12 protein-coding genes are annotated in these 14182 nt (G+C 65.4%); 1 reads left to right on the forward strand and 11 read right to left on the reverse strand.

All coding sequences use genetic code 11. The annotated features are described in order from the left end of the window. Positions 1 to 2 precede the first annotated feature (2 nt). Genes CJ010_RS13700 through CJ010_RS13710 form a run of 3 tightly spaced genes read right to left on the reverse strand, consistent with a single transcriptional unit; the run spans position 3 to position 3024 of the window. Positions 3 to 545: an isochorismatase family protein gene (locus tag CJ010_RS13700; RefSeq protein WP_141018550.1), complete on the reverse strand. Its 543-nt coding sequence runs from the start codon at positions 543 to 545 to the stop codon at positions 3 to 5. A gap of 54 nt (positions 546 to 599) precedes the next feature. Beyond that, a complete protein-coding gene (locus CJ010_RS13705) occupies positions 600 to 2579 on the reverse strand; it encodes an acetoacetate--CoA ligase (protein ID WP_141018551.1) in 1980 nt (659 codons plus the stop codon). A gap of 37 nt (positions 2580 to 2616) precedes the next feature. After that, positions 2617 to 3024, reverse strand: coding sequence for a thioesterase family protein (locus CJ010_RS13710; protein ID WP_141018552.1), 408 nt, complete (start codon positions 3022 to 3024; stop codon positions 2617 to 2619). A gap of 197 nt (positions 3025 to 3221) precedes the next feature. Here CJ010_RS13710 and CJ010_RS13715 point away from each other — a divergent pair, with 197 nt between their 5' ends. Next, on the forward strand, positions 3222 to 4865 hold the full coding sequence (locus tag CJ010_RS13715; protein ID WP_141018553.1) for an electron transfer flavoprotein-ubiquinone oxidoreductase: 1644 nt from the start codon (positions 3222 to 3224) through the stop codon (positions 4863 to 4865). Positions 4866 to 4952: 87 nt separating this feature from the next. On the opposite strand, the gene CJ010_RS13720 is transcribed toward CJ010_RS13715, so the two are convergent. The 8 genes from CJ010_RS13720 to CJ010_RS13755 form a co-directional block, all read right to left on the reverse strand. Next, a complete protein-coding gene (locus CJ010_RS13720) occupies positions 4953 to 5993 on the reverse strand; it encodes a DUF481 domain-containing protein (protein WP_168224951.1) in 1041 nt (346 codons plus the stop codon). A 179-nt stretch (positions 5994 to 6172) separates the two neighbouring features. Next, positions 6173 to 8230, reverse strand: a complete 2058-nt coding sequence (locus CJ010_RS13725) for a TonB-dependent copper receptor (RefSeq protein WP_141018555.1) — start codon at positions 8228 to 8230, stop codon at positions 6173 to 6175. A 290-nt stretch (positions 8231 to 8520) separates the two neighbouring features. After that, a complete protein-coding gene (locus CJ010_RS13730; protein ID WP_168224952.1) occupies positions 8521 to 8865 on the reverse strand; it encodes a DUF2946 family protein in 345 nt (114 codons plus the stop codon). A 124-nt stretch (positions 8866 to 8989) separates the two neighbouring features. Continuing rightward, the gene (locus CJ010_RS13735; protein ID WP_141018557.1) at positions 8990 to 9460 is read right to left on the reverse strand and encodes a copper chaperone PCu(A)C; all 471 of its coding nucleotides are present in this window, start codon (positions 9458 to 9460) and stop codon (positions 8990 to 8992) included. A 58-nt stretch (positions 9461 to 9518) separates the two neighbouring features. Continuing rightward, positions 9519 to 9878 (reverse strand): hypothetical protein, encoded by a 360-nt coding sequence (locus CJ010_RS13740; RefSeq protein ID WP_240794362.1) that lies wholly within the window; start codon positions 9876 to 9878, stop codon positions 9519 to 9521. A 101-nt stretch (positions 9879 to 9979) separates the two neighbouring features. Then, positions 9980 to 11233 carry an exo-alpha-sialidase gene (locus CJ010_RS13745; RefSeq protein ID WP_205754786.1) on the reverse strand — a complete coding sequence of 418 codons (1254 nt, stop codon included), beginning with the start codon at positions 11231 to 11233 and terminating at the stop codon, positions 9980 to 9982. A 9-nt stretch (positions 11234 to 11242) separates the two neighbouring features. Next, positions 11243 to 13534, reverse strand: a complete 2292-nt coding sequence (locus CJ010_RS13750; protein ID WP_168224953.1) for a TonB-dependent receptor — start codon at positions 13532 to 13534, stop codon at positions 11243 to 11245. Positions 13535 to 13762: 228 nt separating this feature from the next. Then, positions 13763 to 14155: a DUF2946 domain-containing protein gene (locus CJ010_RS13755; RefSeq protein WP_141018560.1), complete on the reverse strand. Its 393-nt coding sequence runs from the start codon at positions 14153 to 14155 to the stop codon at positions 13763 to 13765. Positions 14156 to 14182 lie beyond the last annotated feature (27 nt).

Here is a 14182-nt window from a genome sequence, read left to right on the forward strand (position 1 = left end):
GCTCAGCGGATGAAGTCGCGGCTGACGCTGCGAAAGAGGTCTGTACCCGCGCGCTGCAACCACTCGAAGGCAACCATTTCGCGGGATACGATCTCGATCCCGTGGGACCGCATGCGCGAGAACGCAAGTTCGCGATCTGCTGCCGCGCGCGAACCGCAAGCGTCCGCCACCACGAAGACCTCCTTGCCCGCCCAGCGCAGCTCCAGCGCGCTCTGCTGTACGCAGACGTGAGCCTCGGCGCCGCAGATCACGACCTGGCGCCGGCCATCGACCGCGGTTCCGTGCAAACTCCCCTCCCGCTGCGCCGAGAACCAGGTCTTGCCGACGTAGGCGGCGCCCACCGTTGCTGCCCTCACGGCATCGACCGTCTCGCCAAGCTTGTCGCGACAATGTTCGGTGACAACGATCGGCACCCCGACCCGCCCCGCCACGGCCGCAAGCCAGGCGCAGTTGTCGACGACGCGTTCGCCATCATCGATAGCGGGCGCTAGTCGCGCCTGCATGTCGATGACGAGCAATGTCGATGTTTCACGATTCATCAGCATGATGCACCCTCCGAACATCCTTCGCCGGGCGCGCGGCCCGGCGACATAACATATTCAGCCATGCAGCTCGTCGCGCCCACGGAAGTAATCCAGCGCCTCCGGATTGGCAAGCGCCTCCTGGTTTTTCACCGGCCGGTCGTGCACCACGTTCCTCACCGCCAGTTCGACGATCTTGCCGCTCTTGGTGCGCGGAATGTCGGCCACCTGCAGCACCTTGGCCGGCACGTGGCGCGGGGTGGTGTTGTCGCGTATGGTGCGCTTGATACGCTCGATCAGCGTGTCGTCGAGTGTGAGCCCTTCACGCAACTTGACGAACAGCACCACACGCACGTCGTTGGGGTTCTGTGGCGGCCAGTCCTGACCGATCACGATGGATTCGACCACCTCATCGAGCTTTTCCACCTGACGGTAGATCTCGGCGGTTCCGATCCTTACCCCGCCGGGGTTGAGCGTCGCATCCGAACGACCGTAGATGACAAGTCCACCGTGCGACGTGATCTCGCAGAAGTCGCCGTGACACCACACATTGGGGAAGCGGTCGAAATAGGCCGCGTGGTACTTGCTGCCGTCCTCGTCCTTCCAGAATCCCACGGGCATTGCCGGAAAAGGCTTGGCGCAAACGAGCTCGCCCTTCTCGCCGCGCACCGGCCGACCTTCGTCATCCCACACGTCGACCGCGAGCCCCAGGCCGCGGCACTGTATCTCGCCCCGCCACACCGGCAGCACCGGGCTGCCGAGCACGAAGCAGGACAGGATATCGGTACCGCCCGAGATCGACGACAGCTGCAGGTCTGCCTTGATATCCCGATAAACGTAGTCGAAACCTTCAGGCACCAGCGGACTGCCGGTACTCATCATTGCGCGCACGGTGACGAGGCTGTGCGTCTCGCGCGGCTTGAGACCGAACTTGGCGGCCGCGTCGATGAACTTGGCCGAGGTACCGAAGTGGGTCATCCCCTCCGCATCGGCGTAGTCGAACAGGATGCGATTGTCGGCCGCGAACGGTGAGCCGTCGTAGAGCAGCAGCGTGGCGCCGGCCGCCAAGCCAGAGACGAGCCAGTTCCACATCATCCAGCCGCAGGTGGTGAAATAGAACACCCGGTCACCCGGCTTCACGTCGCTGTGCAGGCGATGCTCCTTCAGGTGCTGCAGCAAGGCGCCGCCGGCCGAATGCACGATGCATTTGGGCACGCCGGTCGTTCCCGAGGAATACATGATGTAGAGCGGATGCGAGAACGGCAGCGGCGCGAAGTCGATCTCGGTGATCGCATGATGCGGGGCGACGAAGTCGGCATAGAGGCGCGCATGCGGGATACCCGCCAGCGCGTGGTGGTCGTGATGCACATAAGGCACGACCACCACGCGCGCGACCGACGGCAGCTGCGGCACGATCTCGGCGAGCTTGGCGAGACAATCGACCGTCTTGCCGTTGTAGTAATAGCCGTCACAGGCGACCAGCACCTTGGGTTCGGTCTGGCCGAAGCGGTCGAGCACGCCCTGCACGCCAAAATCCGGCGAGGCCGAGGTGAAGATTGCGCCGATGCTGGCCGCGGCGAGCATTGCGATCAGCGTCTCGGGCATGTTGGGCATATAGGCGGCAACGCGATCGCCCGCCACAACCCCTTGCTCGCGCAATGCCGCGGCGAACTGGGCGACGCGGCGATAGAGCTCGCCGTGCGAGAGACGGTCCTTGACCTTGTCCTCGCCCCAGAACACCACCGCATCGTGCGTGTCACGACTGCGCAACAGGTTCTGCGCGAAGTTGAGCCGCGCGTCCGGGAACCATTGCGCGCCCGGCATCCTGTCGCCATCGACCAGTACGCGCTCGCCGCGCTCGCCGAGCACCTTGCCATCCTCCCAGATGCTGACCCAGAACTGCTCGGGTTGTGCGACCGACCAGTCGTAGAGCGCACCATAATCGGGTAGCGACACGTTCCAGTGGCGTTCGGCGGTCTGGCGGAAGGCGGTGACATTGGCGGCAGCAATCCGCGCAGGCGAAGGGGCCCACAAGGCCTGATCGGTGGCAATGCTCATACTGGTCTCCTCTATTGTTTAATTTATTTGATAATAGCTAACTCAACGCTTCGCGAAGTGTATCCGGCAACGCCACCGATTTACCAGTGGCGGTATCCATCCACACCACCTTGGCAGCACCGTCCGCGTAGAGACGATCTTCACCTTCGACGTAGAGCTCATACCAGGTCATTGCGCTCGAGCGGCCAGGCTCTCCGCCATACATCCGTACGATCACCGTCGCGGGGTAATTGACCGGCGCGTAGAAGGTGCAATCGGCATTGATGATGACCGCCCCCGTCGGCACGTCGGGTCCGACGCGGTACCCCATCCGCTCTATCCACTCCACCCGCGCCTGCTCGAAGTAGCGGAAGTAGATCGTGTTATTCACGTGACCATAGAAATCGAGATCGCCCCAGCGTACGGCGATTCGCGTTTCGTGCAGGAACTTGCCCTTGGCCTCCATACCGGTCTCCTTGTTGGTTGCTCTTCGCGTCTAATGTAACATACGGCACCGTATGTTAATGACCAGGTCCGCAGCAGCCCTTAGCAAGGCGCAGCGGGCTTTCCGATGGTGTTGCGGCGCTCAAGACTCACCCCCTGTATTACACTGTCCGCCGCCAAGCGAACAAGATACAAGCAAGCGAGTACGAGGAGAATTGGATGGAACGTGAGTCGATGGAATTCGACGTCCTGATCGTCGGCGGCGGCCCTGCAGGGTTGGCCTCTGCGATCCGGTTGAAGCAGCTGGCCGAAGCCAAGGGTCAGGACATCTCGGTGTGCCTGATCGAGAAAGGCGCCGAAATCGGCGCCCACATCCTGTCCGGCGCGGTGATGGACCCGAAGGCGCTCACCGAGCTCTTCCCCGACTGGAAGGAGCGCGGCGCCCCGCTCAACACCGCGGTCACCGAGGACAAGGTGATCTTCCTCAACGAGACGGGCGGCCGCAGCATCCCCAACAACCTGCTGCCCGACTGCTTCATCAACCACGGCAACTACATCGTGCGCCTAGGCAACGTCGCCAAGTGGCTGGGCGAGCAGGCCGAGGCGATGGGCGTCGAGATCTATCCGGGTTTCGCCGGCGCCGAGATCCTCTATGACGAGGCCGGTGCGGTGAAGGGCGTGGCCACCGGCGACATGGGCCTGAACCGCGACGGCAGCCCCGGCCCCCATCATCAGCCCGGCATGGAGCTGCACGCCAAGTACACCCTCTTCGCCGAAGGCTGCCGCGGCCACCTCGGCAAACAGCTCGAAGCGAAGTACAAGCTGCGCGACGGCGTCGATCCCCAGACCTACGGCATCGGCATCAAGGAGCTGTGGGAAGTGCCTGTGGAGAACCACCGCCCCGGCCTGGTGGTGCACACCGCCGGCTGGCCGCTGCCCGCGGACACCTACGGCGGCGGCTTCGTCTATCACCTCGAGGACAACCTGGTCGCGGTCGGCTATGTGGTCGGTCTCAACTACAGCAACCCGCACCTGTCGCCCTTCGAGGAGTTCCAGCGCTACAAGACCCATCCCGAGATCCGCAAGTATCTGGAGGGCGGCAAGCGCCTCGCCTACGGTGCCCGCGCGATCGCTGCCGGCGGCCTGCAGAGCCAGCCGCGCCTCGTCTTCCCGGGTGGCGCGCTGATCGGTGACGACGCCGGTTTCCTCAACGCCGCCCGCATCAAGGGCAGCCATGCGGCGATCAAGAGCGGCATGCTCGCCGCCGAGGCTGCTTTCGATGCGCTGGTGGCCAAGCGCGAGCGCGACGCACTCACCGCCTATCCGTCGGCCTTCCAGGATTCCTGGCTGCACGCCGAGCTCTACAAGACGCGCAACTTCAAGCCCTACATGAAGAAGGGCCTGTGGCTGGGCTCCTTCCTGTTCGGTGCGGAGCAGAAGCTCTTCGGCGGCAAGGTGCCGTGGACGCTGCACAACAGCGCCGACCATACCGCGCTCAAGCCCGCGGCCGAGTGCCCGAAGATCGACTACCCCAAGCCGGACGGCAAGCTCAGCTTCGACCGGCTCTCCTCGGTGTTCCTGTCGAACACCAACCACGAGGAGGAGCAGCCCTGTCACCTGCAGCTCAAGGATGCCGGGGTGCCGATCGCGATCAACCTGGCGATGTACGACGCGCCCGAGCAGCGCTATTGCCCGGCCGGCGTCTACGAGATTGTCCGTGATGGAGAAGGCGGCGCCCCGCGCCTGCAGATCAACGCCCAGAACTGCGTGCACTGCAAGACCTGCGACATCAAGGATCCGACCCAGAACATCAACTGGGTCGTGCCGCAGGGCGGCGAAGGGCCGATCTATCAGGGGATGTAAGTCAACACGGCCGTTATTGGCAACACACGGCGCCTTGCTTACGGGGGCATCATCGCGCTTGGCGGTGATGCCCTCATTCCTTCACTCCTACCACTCGTACCCCACGCCGAACTGAAGGCTGAGATCACCGGATTCCTTGCCCTTTGCCGGCTTGCCCTCCCAACCGTACAGGCCCTGGACCTGAGCAGTCAGGCGGTCGGCGATCGGGACGCGCATGCCGGTACGGGAGCGCCAAGTCACGTCTTCAACCTCATCCACGTTCATGTAGCCATCCTGTTCGTGGAAGAACTCGGCCGACCGGCCGACCAGCCAGTGGCGGTAACGGAGGCCCCAACCGAGCGCCGGATAGGACTGGCTCTGTTCGTCGTAGCGATTCTCGCGCACATAATCGAGACCGCCCTTCACCGACAGGCCGACGTCGTCATTCTCGACCAGTTGTACGCCGTAGCCGCCGCCGGCGGTGAAGCGCGAGGCCAGGTCGCGGAAGCGATCGTGTTCGGCCGACGTCCGTCCATACACGAAATCCTTGTGCTTCTGACCAAGAAACCAGTCGCGGTCAGCGCTCGCGAGGCCATTCGAGGCCGAGGTACCGCCGTTCTCCGTGCGTTGCTCTCCGCGCAGACGCGTGGTGAAGCGCGACGTCTTTGCCACGCCGCTAAGTTCCGTCTCGATGGCAAGTTGCGTCGTATCGCTATTGCCGCTGGTGGCGCTACCCGCCAGATTGATGCGGCCCTTGTACTCGGTGCCCTCTCCCGACTGACTCGGCGTCGGGTTGAGATAGGCGATCCGATCCAGCTTGAGCGGCGGCACTTCCGGCACCTCGCTAAGCTTGACCGTACCTACCTCGTCCGAACTGCCGAGCCGGGTGTCGAGCGCGCCTTCATCGTTACGCATCAGCACGCGCACCGGTTTCTCGGTGTTGAGTGTCTCGACCATTTTCCAGTCGATCCTCACCTTGCCGGCGTACTTCGTTTCCAGCACCAGGCCTTCCGGCGTTTTGCTGAGCACCGTTCCGCTCAGACGGTCACCGTTGGTCAGGATCACTTCGTCGGCCAGGGCCGGCATCGTGGCCAGCAAGGGCCAGACAAGTGCGAATACGTGCCTTGAGCAGATCTGGTCGGAACTCATCGGGGAATGGGCGCGGGGCGCGGGACTGACGCTGACGGGTACAGGGAAAGGGTATGACCAAAGCCCCGATCCCGCAATGCAGCAACCGACTCGCTTACGGTTTGAAACGTATTGAACGACGCCCGCCGACAGACACCCGACGAAGTCCATCCGTCGACGGGGAGGATGCATTGGCTCGATCAGTCCAGCGCGAGCCGGGCTTTCAACCAGAGGTTGCGGCCGGGCTCGTTGATCCGCGTATCCGCCGGAAACACAAAGCCGGGGAGCGACACCCCGGTACGCGACAGATGTTCCGCGTAGGTCCGATCAAACAGGTTGTCGATACCCGCCGTCACCAGCAACCCCTTGCGCGGCCGCCAGCCCGCATTCACGGAGAACACCGCGAATCCGGGCGAACGACCGATGTCCTGCCCGTTCATGACGATGTTGCCGGAGCCGACATCCACCCTGTGCTGGTCCGCCACCATGCGCAGCAGGCCACCATAGGAGAAAGTGCCGTCGTCGTACTCCAGCGCCAGCCTGGCTTCGAGCGGCGGCTGCTGCGCGAGCGGCTTGTCGTCGGTATAGTTTTCACCCCGCACCCAGGCCAGCGTGCCGGTTGCGCGCCAGTTGCGCGCGAATCGCCAGACGCTGTCCGCCTCCAGCCCGACCACGGTGGCGTCGACGTTGCGCACCCGGCTCGGTGCGATCCAGGTCAGAAGGATGTAGTCCTGGACCTTGCCGATGTAGCCCGACAACGATCCGCTCCAGGCGCCACTCGTCCAGTTTGCGCCGAGGTCGAACTGGGTGGTCTTTTCCGGCTTGATGCTGAGGAAAGCACTGTTGAGCGTATCCTCGTCGCGCAACAGGCGCTCCCAGTAGTCGGGAAAACGCTCGGCATGCCCTAGCCCGGCATACCAGGTCGTATCGCCAAGCACTCCCTCGTAGCGCATGAAACCGCTGGTCAGCGTCGCGCGGTCGGTTTCGCCGCGGGTCTGGTTGGCCGGTACCATCATGCACATGCCGTTCATGAACATGCCGGCGACGCAGCGCCGACCGTCCTTCGCGGCATGCTCGTCGATCCGCAACCCGGCCACGGTGCGGCCGCCGCCGGCATCACGATAGGCGACTTCGCCGAACACGCCGAACTGTCGGAAGCGCATGTCCTCCTCGTACGGCAGGCTCTCGAAGTAGTCCTCCGCGGCATCACCGCTGGCCCTGTTCATCGCACTGCGACCGCGATGAATGTCTTCCTTGGCGTCCGCGCCCAGCGTCACCCGCCACGCCTCGCCCGGCGCAAGCACCACGCCGATGCGTGCGCCGGTGGTAATGCGGTCGGGGTTCATCGCCGAAAACCGGTTGGCCAGCGGCTGATCGCGCAGGCTGTAGTTGTCCATCACGTGATCGACGTAGTTGTAGTAGGCCTGCGCCCACAGCTTCTCGACCAACGGCGACAGTTCTCGTCGTTCGAACATGAGCGCCAGGTTGTCGCGGGAGAAGCGCGAACCATCCATGCCGCGGTCGGCATAGGCGGCTTCGCCGTCGCTGTGCGCCATCGACAGTTCGAGGGCGGTATCGGTGTCCGGCGTCCACGCCACCGCCGCCTGGGTGCTCCAGCGGGTATAGCGCGAGTGGATCTTCGTGCCGTCGCCGTCCTCGTAGTCGTCGGCGTGCGCACGGCTTGCCCCGGCCCGGACCTGGAACGCCGGGGTGCCACCGCGTGCGTCCACCACCTGATCGTTGCGGCCGAAGCTGCCCACCGTCAGACTGCCGTCCAGCGCCCAATCCGGTTCGACCAGCGGTTTGAGATCGCGCTCGAACATCACGGCGCCGGCCGAGAAACCCGCACCATAGATCACGCTCTGCGGTCCTTTCAGCACCGTCACCCTGTCATAGGATTCGGGATAGACGTAGGCCGTCGGCGGGTCCATGCGACCACCACAGCCACCGTAGATTTCCTGCCCGTCGAGCAGGATGCCCAGGCGCGAGCCGGACATCCCGCGCAGCAGCGGGTCGCCGTCGGTGCCACCCTTGCGGATCACTGAAAAGCCCGCAATGCTCTTGAGGAAGTCGGCGCCGTCATGGGCGGGAATCGGCTGGCGCGGTGCCTTCGGGTCGGTCACCACGGTCGGCGGATCGGCCATCGTCGGCGCGGTCACCACGACCTGCTCGAGGGAAGACGGCGCTTCCGCCGCATGCAGCGGTACGGCGATCGCAGCCAGCACGGCGGCGAACGGGGAATATTTCAGACGATACATCGACAAAGCTCCACGAGTTCAAGAGAGCGCTGCCGTCGGCAAGTGGGCTGCCGGTCGACAGATCGCGTGTGTCCCATCCGCTTCGGTTCAAACCAGATACATGACGCCTGGACGTGCGCTGCCACCCGCGCGACGACTGCGTCGGCGGGAGAAGGTCATCGGATCGCCCCAAGACGGCACCAGCACCATCGGAACGAGCCAGCACACGCGGCACGGAACACTGCGGACGCAGCCATCCGACGCCGGCGTTCAGCGATATGGAACGGGAAAGGGAATACCGGGGAAGAAGCTCAGGCGGACGGCGGCGGCCCACGCGAATGAAACGCCGGCCAGATGGCGCCGGTTGGCGGTTCGCCGGGCGTCTCGGGGTAGGCCGGCCGCGTGCTCGCAGCCGGCAAGGCAGGCACCCACGGGGGTGGTGGCGGCAGAAAGGCCAGGAGGTTGCCGTTGGGCAGACAGAGCGGGCAATGTGCCCTGCCCGCATCGGGCGGCTCGCTACCGCCCGTTTCGTCCGATACGGCGAGGCGCTGGATGCCATCCGTCGTACACACCTCGGCCCAGGCAGCCGTATCGGCGCCGCGGCGGTGGACGTCCATCGGCAACGCCGGCGCGAACGCGGGCAGCAGCAGGGTCACCAGGACCACGGCCGCGATGAACCGTCGGCGAAGGCTGCGCCTGATCATCTGAGCAAGGAATGAAGTGTCGGCATCGACACCAGGCCCGGCGACCCCAGCGGGCCGGCGGGCATGACATGTCCGGTCAGTGCTTGTGCATCGGCGCCACGCCCGGCGCGTTCAGCGGCCGGACCGTCGCCGCCACGTCCACTGTCGTGCGCTTGCCGTCCTTGCCCTCCACGACGAGCGTCAGTGGCACCGTCTCTCCCTCTTTAACCGGCGCCACGAGGTCGATCAACATGACGTGGTAGCCACCCGGCTTGAGCGCGACCGGTTTACCGGCCGGCAGCGCGAGCGCGGGAATGGCGCGCATCTTCATCACGTTGCCCTCCATCGCCATTTCATGCACCTCGACGACCTTGGCCGCCGGCGAACGCACCTCGACCAGCTTCGCATCCTCGGCCGCAGTGAGCTGCATGAAGGCGCCGGTGGCTTTCTGCTGTGGCACGGTGGCGCGCACCCAGGGCTCGCTCACGCTGACCTGCGCCAGCGCCGTGGCGGAAACGACGGTGGCAACAAGTGCGACGCACAGGCCGGCGATCGTACGGTTCTTCATGTGTGTTCTCCTGCTTGAGTGGGTGAGTTGTCTAATCGAAACCTGCCGGGCATACCGGTTAGCGCCCGAGCGCCCTGACCACCGCGTCGCGGTCGAGCACCCCGGAGATGGCGATACGGTGGCCGCGACCGTCGAACAGCAGCGTACGCGGCAGTTCGCCGCGCCATTTCGGATCCAGCGCGAACGCCAGCGCCTCCGGCGCATCGTGGCCGTAGGCGTAGCGTTCTCCCGGCACCGCAAGCCGCAGCAAGGGCTCGGCCAGGTCGTCCGAATAGGGTTGGACCGCGACCGTGACAAGCTTGAGGTCGTGCCCGGCCGCGGCGAGTTCGGCGAGCAGGCGAAGGTTCTTCTTGCAGTGCACGCAGTCGGTGGACCACAGCGCGACGATGGTGGGCGAGCGGTACGCGGCCGGATCCACCAGTCTTTGGGCGGCAGCCCGGTCGAGCAAGCGAAACCCGTCTGCGGCCGATGCGGTCGTCGCGCCAAGCAGCAAGCAGAGCATCACGAGTGTTAGGCGCTTCATGGTAAGGGGTACCCCTTCATGCCTTCACGTTCGGTTCGCCAGAATGCCAACATGCGAGAGCCATGTCGCAGCAGTCGCGGCTGGTCGGATGCGCCTTCGGTCGTAGCGAGCGTTTTCGCTTCGTCGAAATGCCGGCCACCGTCCATCGAGCGTTCCACGCGCAGCACGGTACGCTCGCCATCGAACGCCTTCCAGACGATCGCGACCTCCTTCCCCGTGACCTCGATATCGGCATGTGCGGCACGATCGTCACCCACCAGCCGCTGGCCTTCGACGGCTGCGGCCCCCAGGCGGCCATAGAACACCCGGGTCTCGCCGTCCCGCTCGTTGAACCACACCGCGTGGCGCGTGCCGTCTTCGGCGATGGCGAGCGAGGGGCCGTGGTGCGGGCAGGCATCGATCCGCCAACGGTCGAAGGTGGCGCGCTGCAAGCCCTCCGGCCGCAGCCGGGCATTGATGCGGAGCATCGCGTGATCGCGTTCGTTGGGTTCGAACACATGCCGCCAAAGCAGCACCGGCTGGCCATCGACATCCCGCGCCATCGCAATCCGGCAACACTCGCAGGAATGGTCGGCGAGCTTCTGCTCAGCTGCGAAGCTGCGACCGTTGTCGGTGGAGACGGCAGCATAGATCGCGGCGCCGCGATAGGCGCTATCGCCCTCCCCGCCCCGCTTGTGCGCTTCGAGGTCGCGCTTGTCTATCCAGGCCACGACCACCTGCCCCTCGCCCGACACCATCATGGACTCGAAACGGTGCGTGATCTCGCTGCGATCGCGATGCACGGTGATCGGCGCGTCGAAATGCTCGCCGTCCGCTGCACGGGCGAAACGGATCTCGCCGCTGTAGGGCTTGGACAGCGGCCGCGTCCACGACACCAGCGCGCTGCCATCGGCGCCGAAAACAAGCTTGGGCCGGTTTTCGCCGTCAGCGGAAATCGGCTCGGGCTCGCGATTGACCTTGGTCACCGTCTGCCATATCCGGCCCTCGGCGCTGCGGTGCAACAGCACATGACCGTCCTCGCTCGTCACCGCATACAGCCAGCCGTCGGGTGCGTAGGCGGCGCTGCTGCCGAGCGCCGGACGAACCGGGGCAGAGGTGGTGGAAGGGGTGGCGCGAGTCCCTGCAGCCTCCTGTCCGCGATGGCCCTCATGCGCCCCGACATAGGCGCTGCCGCCGACAAGGACAGCCAGCAGCACGACGCCCCCGGACCTGCGCAGCCACGCGCCCGCAAGTGTTCTGTTCGATGTCATGCAAGCTCCTCAATACGCAAGGCTGAATTCCGCATACAGGGTCCGCCCGGGATAAGGGTGATAGACGTAGTAGCGCTCGTCGGTCAGGTTGTCGACGCCGAGGGCAAGACTCGCCTGCCGGCCGAAGCGATAGATAAAGCGTGCATCCGCCACGGTGAAGCTGGACACCGCGCCGAAGGTGTCGGCATTGCGATCGCTGTTGTCGAGTTCGCCGTACTGCCGGCCTGAATGCCGTATCCCCAGCGAAGCGGTCCAAGGTCCGTGCTCGTAGCTGCCATGAAGACTTGCCCGTACCCGCGGAATGCGCGGGAAGCGCTTGCCCTCGGTCGCCGGCAGAGCCGGATTCGACACGGTGACGGCATCGTTGTAGGCGGCGCTCGCCTGCAGGTCGAAGCCCTCGATCAGGACGTCGGCCGCCTGCCAGGCGATCTCTATCCCGCGGGTGCGCACCCTCGCCACGTTCTGCACGGTGTTGACCGCGACACCGCCGACATCCTGGCGCTGCTGATAGATCGCGTCGCGGATGTTGTCCTGGTAGAGCGAGATCCGCAGGTTGCCGGCGCCGGTATCGCGCATCGCCGACAGTTCCATCGCGTCGCTCTTTTCCGGTTTCAGATCGGGATCGTTGTTATAGATGCTGTTGTTGGAAACCGTGCCCTGGAAGAGTTCGGAAACCGTCGGGAAACGCACGCCGCGACCGTAGGACGCGCGCAGCAGCCAGGTGTCGCTGAGCGCATAGGAGAGCGACAGCTTGGGGCTGGCCGCCGAGGCGCTGCGGTCGTCGTGCTCCACCCTGCTTCCGGCCGCGAACTGCGCGCCGTCGAAGGCACGGAAGCGCTCCAGCCGCAGGCCCAGCGTTGCCACCCAGTCGGGGTGGAAGCGCCAGGCATCCTGTGCATAGAGTGCCTGCACCTCGGTCTTGCCCAGATAGCTCTGCGTCTCGGCGCCGCGATTGGCCGACGAATGCCAGTTCGCAAGCGCATACACCCGGTTCTCGAGTTCATAGAGATTGCGGTGATAGCCGAACGTAAGCGCATGGCCGAGGTGCTGCGCCGGCGTCCAGGTCGATTGCAGCTCCAGCGTGGTCCAGCCGGTCCCGTCGCGCCGTGTGTCGGAGCCCGCGACCGCGCCCTTGGCGAAGGGATCCGACACATTCGCCTGTCGCAGGCTGTCGGTGTCCATCTGGTAACGCGACACCTGGATCGAGTGGTTCCAGCCGACGTCGCGTGTGGTGCGCAGGCGGCCACCGAACTGCACATGCTCGTCCTCACCGCGCTGTGGCGGCATCGCCGGCACGGTGTAGCGCTGGCCGTCGATGTTCACCGCACTGCTGCCGCTGGCCGGTCGCCAGTAGGGGTTGCCGTCGGCGTCGCGCAGCAGGGTCTCGTTGCTCACCCGGTAGTCGTTGCGCCAGTGCGCGAACAGCATGTCGGCCTGGAGCTCCTTGCCGATGTCGTAGGCGAGCTTGATCTTGGCCTGGGTCTGCACGCCTTCCTGCATGCCTGTCGCGCCAAGCACCGCCCGCGCCTTGCCGGACGGATCGCGATCGAGCACCGCGCCACTCACCACCGGCAGACCGGCGACGTTGGCACTGGTCGCGCTCGCGCTCGCATAGGCCATCGGCTGCGACTCATAGGCCAGGCGGTTGAGCGACACCGACATCGACAGGTCGCCCCAGCGGCGACCGGCGAAGACACTTTCCTGGTCGCCGCCATAGTCGCGCTTGAGGCCGTAATCGTCGTGAGTCTGCCGGTAAGCCAGCACGCGTGCCGACGCTTCGGGGGCATCGGGCGTACGGGTGGTGATCGCCACCGTGGTGCCGATCGAATTGCCCGGGTAGATCGCCGAGAACGGTCCGTAGAGCACGTCGGTCCGAGCCACCTCTTCCGGCGCGACGATGTTCCAGCGCGGCGCATCGAAACGGCCGAGAAAGTTGGAGATCAGGTACCCGTCCACATAGGCGAGCCCGCGAGCCGGCTGCAGCGTCCCGAACGAGCGCCCCGACAGGTTGGCATTGCGGTCGCCGATGAAACGCTTGCGGACCGTGGTATTGGGTGCGTAGGCAAGCGCGTCCTCGGTGTTGACGAAACTCTGGTTCTGCAACTCCTTGCGCGTGACCGAGTGGCTGGACGACGGCAGTGTCGGATCCAGCGGTACATAGCTGCCACCGTCGGCAACCACGACGGGACTCAATTCACGCTCTGTCGCCACTCCCTGCGCGACCGCCAATTGCGAAAACAAGACTGCGAGCACGGCACCCACCGCGGCAGCCACCGGCTTGATCTCCGGCTGACGAAACATGTGCATCCCCTTCCCACGTCCGGTTCGTGCTTCGCAGGAAGCCCGGGACCGTAACGGATGTATCCCACGTGACGACTCGCGGCCCCGCGCGACCGGTTTGGTCGGCGCAGGACGGGTGCGGAAGCACACCAGGCGGCAGCGCCGCAGCGACGAATCGTTATGAACGACAGGAGCCGGCAGTGCGCTCTACCCTGTCCCGAGGACGGGGAAGCGCAACGTGCGGCAGGGTCAGGCGGAGGGAGGCGGTGCGCGCGACCGGGAACTCGCCCAGGCGAAGAGCGGGCGCGGCGCGAGGAAGAAGAGCGTGGGCACGACATCGGCCCCGCCAAGCACGGCGAAGGCCGGCAGTTCGACCGGCGGCAGCGCGAAGCTGCCGGCATGGGTGAGACAGTAGGGGCAATGCGCCACGTCTGCGTCAGCGGGCGAACCATCCGGCTCGTCGCTGCCATCGTTCACCGCGATGCGTTCCAGTCCCATCGCGGTACAGATTTCCAGCCAGCGCCCCGAACTGTCGCCAGCGACCACCGTTGCCTGCCCGATCGTCGGCATCAATGCACCCAGCAGGACCGCCAGACAGGCGATCCAGGCGGTGAAGCGCTGCCGGGCGTGGACTCGGAACATGGTGGTCGGGTAGCTTGGGTCAGGGTT

The organism is Azoarcus sp. DD4 (assembly GCF_006496635.1).
Lineage (GTDB): Bacteria > Pseudomonadota > Gammaproteobacteria > Burkholderiales > Rhodocyclaceae > Azoarcus.

Excerpts from the sequence above, each read along its gene's own strand:
- CJ010_RS13700 (WP_141018550.1), bottom strand. The coding sequence starts at position 545 with ATGCTGATGAATCGTGAAACATCGACATTGCTCGTCATCGACATGCAG.
- CJ010_RS13705 (WP_141018551.1), bottom strand. The coding sequence starts at position 2,579 with ATGAGCATTGCCACCGATCAGGCCTTGTGGGCCCCTTCGCCTGCGCGG.
- CJ010_RS13710 (WP_141018552.1), bottom strand. The coding sequence starts at position 3,024 with ATGGAGGCCAAGGGCAAGTTCCTGCACGAAACGCGAATCGCCGTACGC.
- CJ010_RS13715 (WP_141018553.1), top strand. The coding sequence starts at position 3,222 with ATGGAACGTGAGTCGATGGAATTCGACGTCCTGATCGTCGGCGGCGGC.
- CJ010_RS13720 (WP_168224951.1), bottom strand. The coding sequence starts at position 5,993 with ATGAGTTCCGACCAGATCTGCTCAAGGCACGTATTCGCACTTGTCTGG.
- CJ010_RS13725 (WP_141018555.1), bottom strand. The coding sequence starts at position 8,230 with ATGTATCGTCTGAAATATTCCCCGTTCGCCGCCGTGCTGGCTGCGATC.
- CJ010_RS13735 (WP_141018557.1), bottom strand. The coding sequence starts at position 9,460 with ATGAAGAACCGTACGATCGCCGGCCTGTGCGTCGCACTTGTTGCCACC.
- CJ010_RS13745 (WP_205754786.1), bottom strand. The coding sequence starts at position 11,233 with ATGACATCGAACAGAACACTTGCGGGCGCGTGGCTGCGCAGGTCCGGG.
- CJ010_RS13750 (WP_168224953.1), bottom strand. The coding sequence starts at position 13,534 with ATGTTTCGTCAGCCGGAGATCAAGCCGGTGGCTGCCGCGGTGGGTGCC.
- CJ010_RS13755 (WP_141018560.1), bottom strand. The coding sequence starts at position 14,155 with ATGTTCCGAGTCCACGCCCGGCAGCGCTTCACCGCCTGGATCGCCTGT.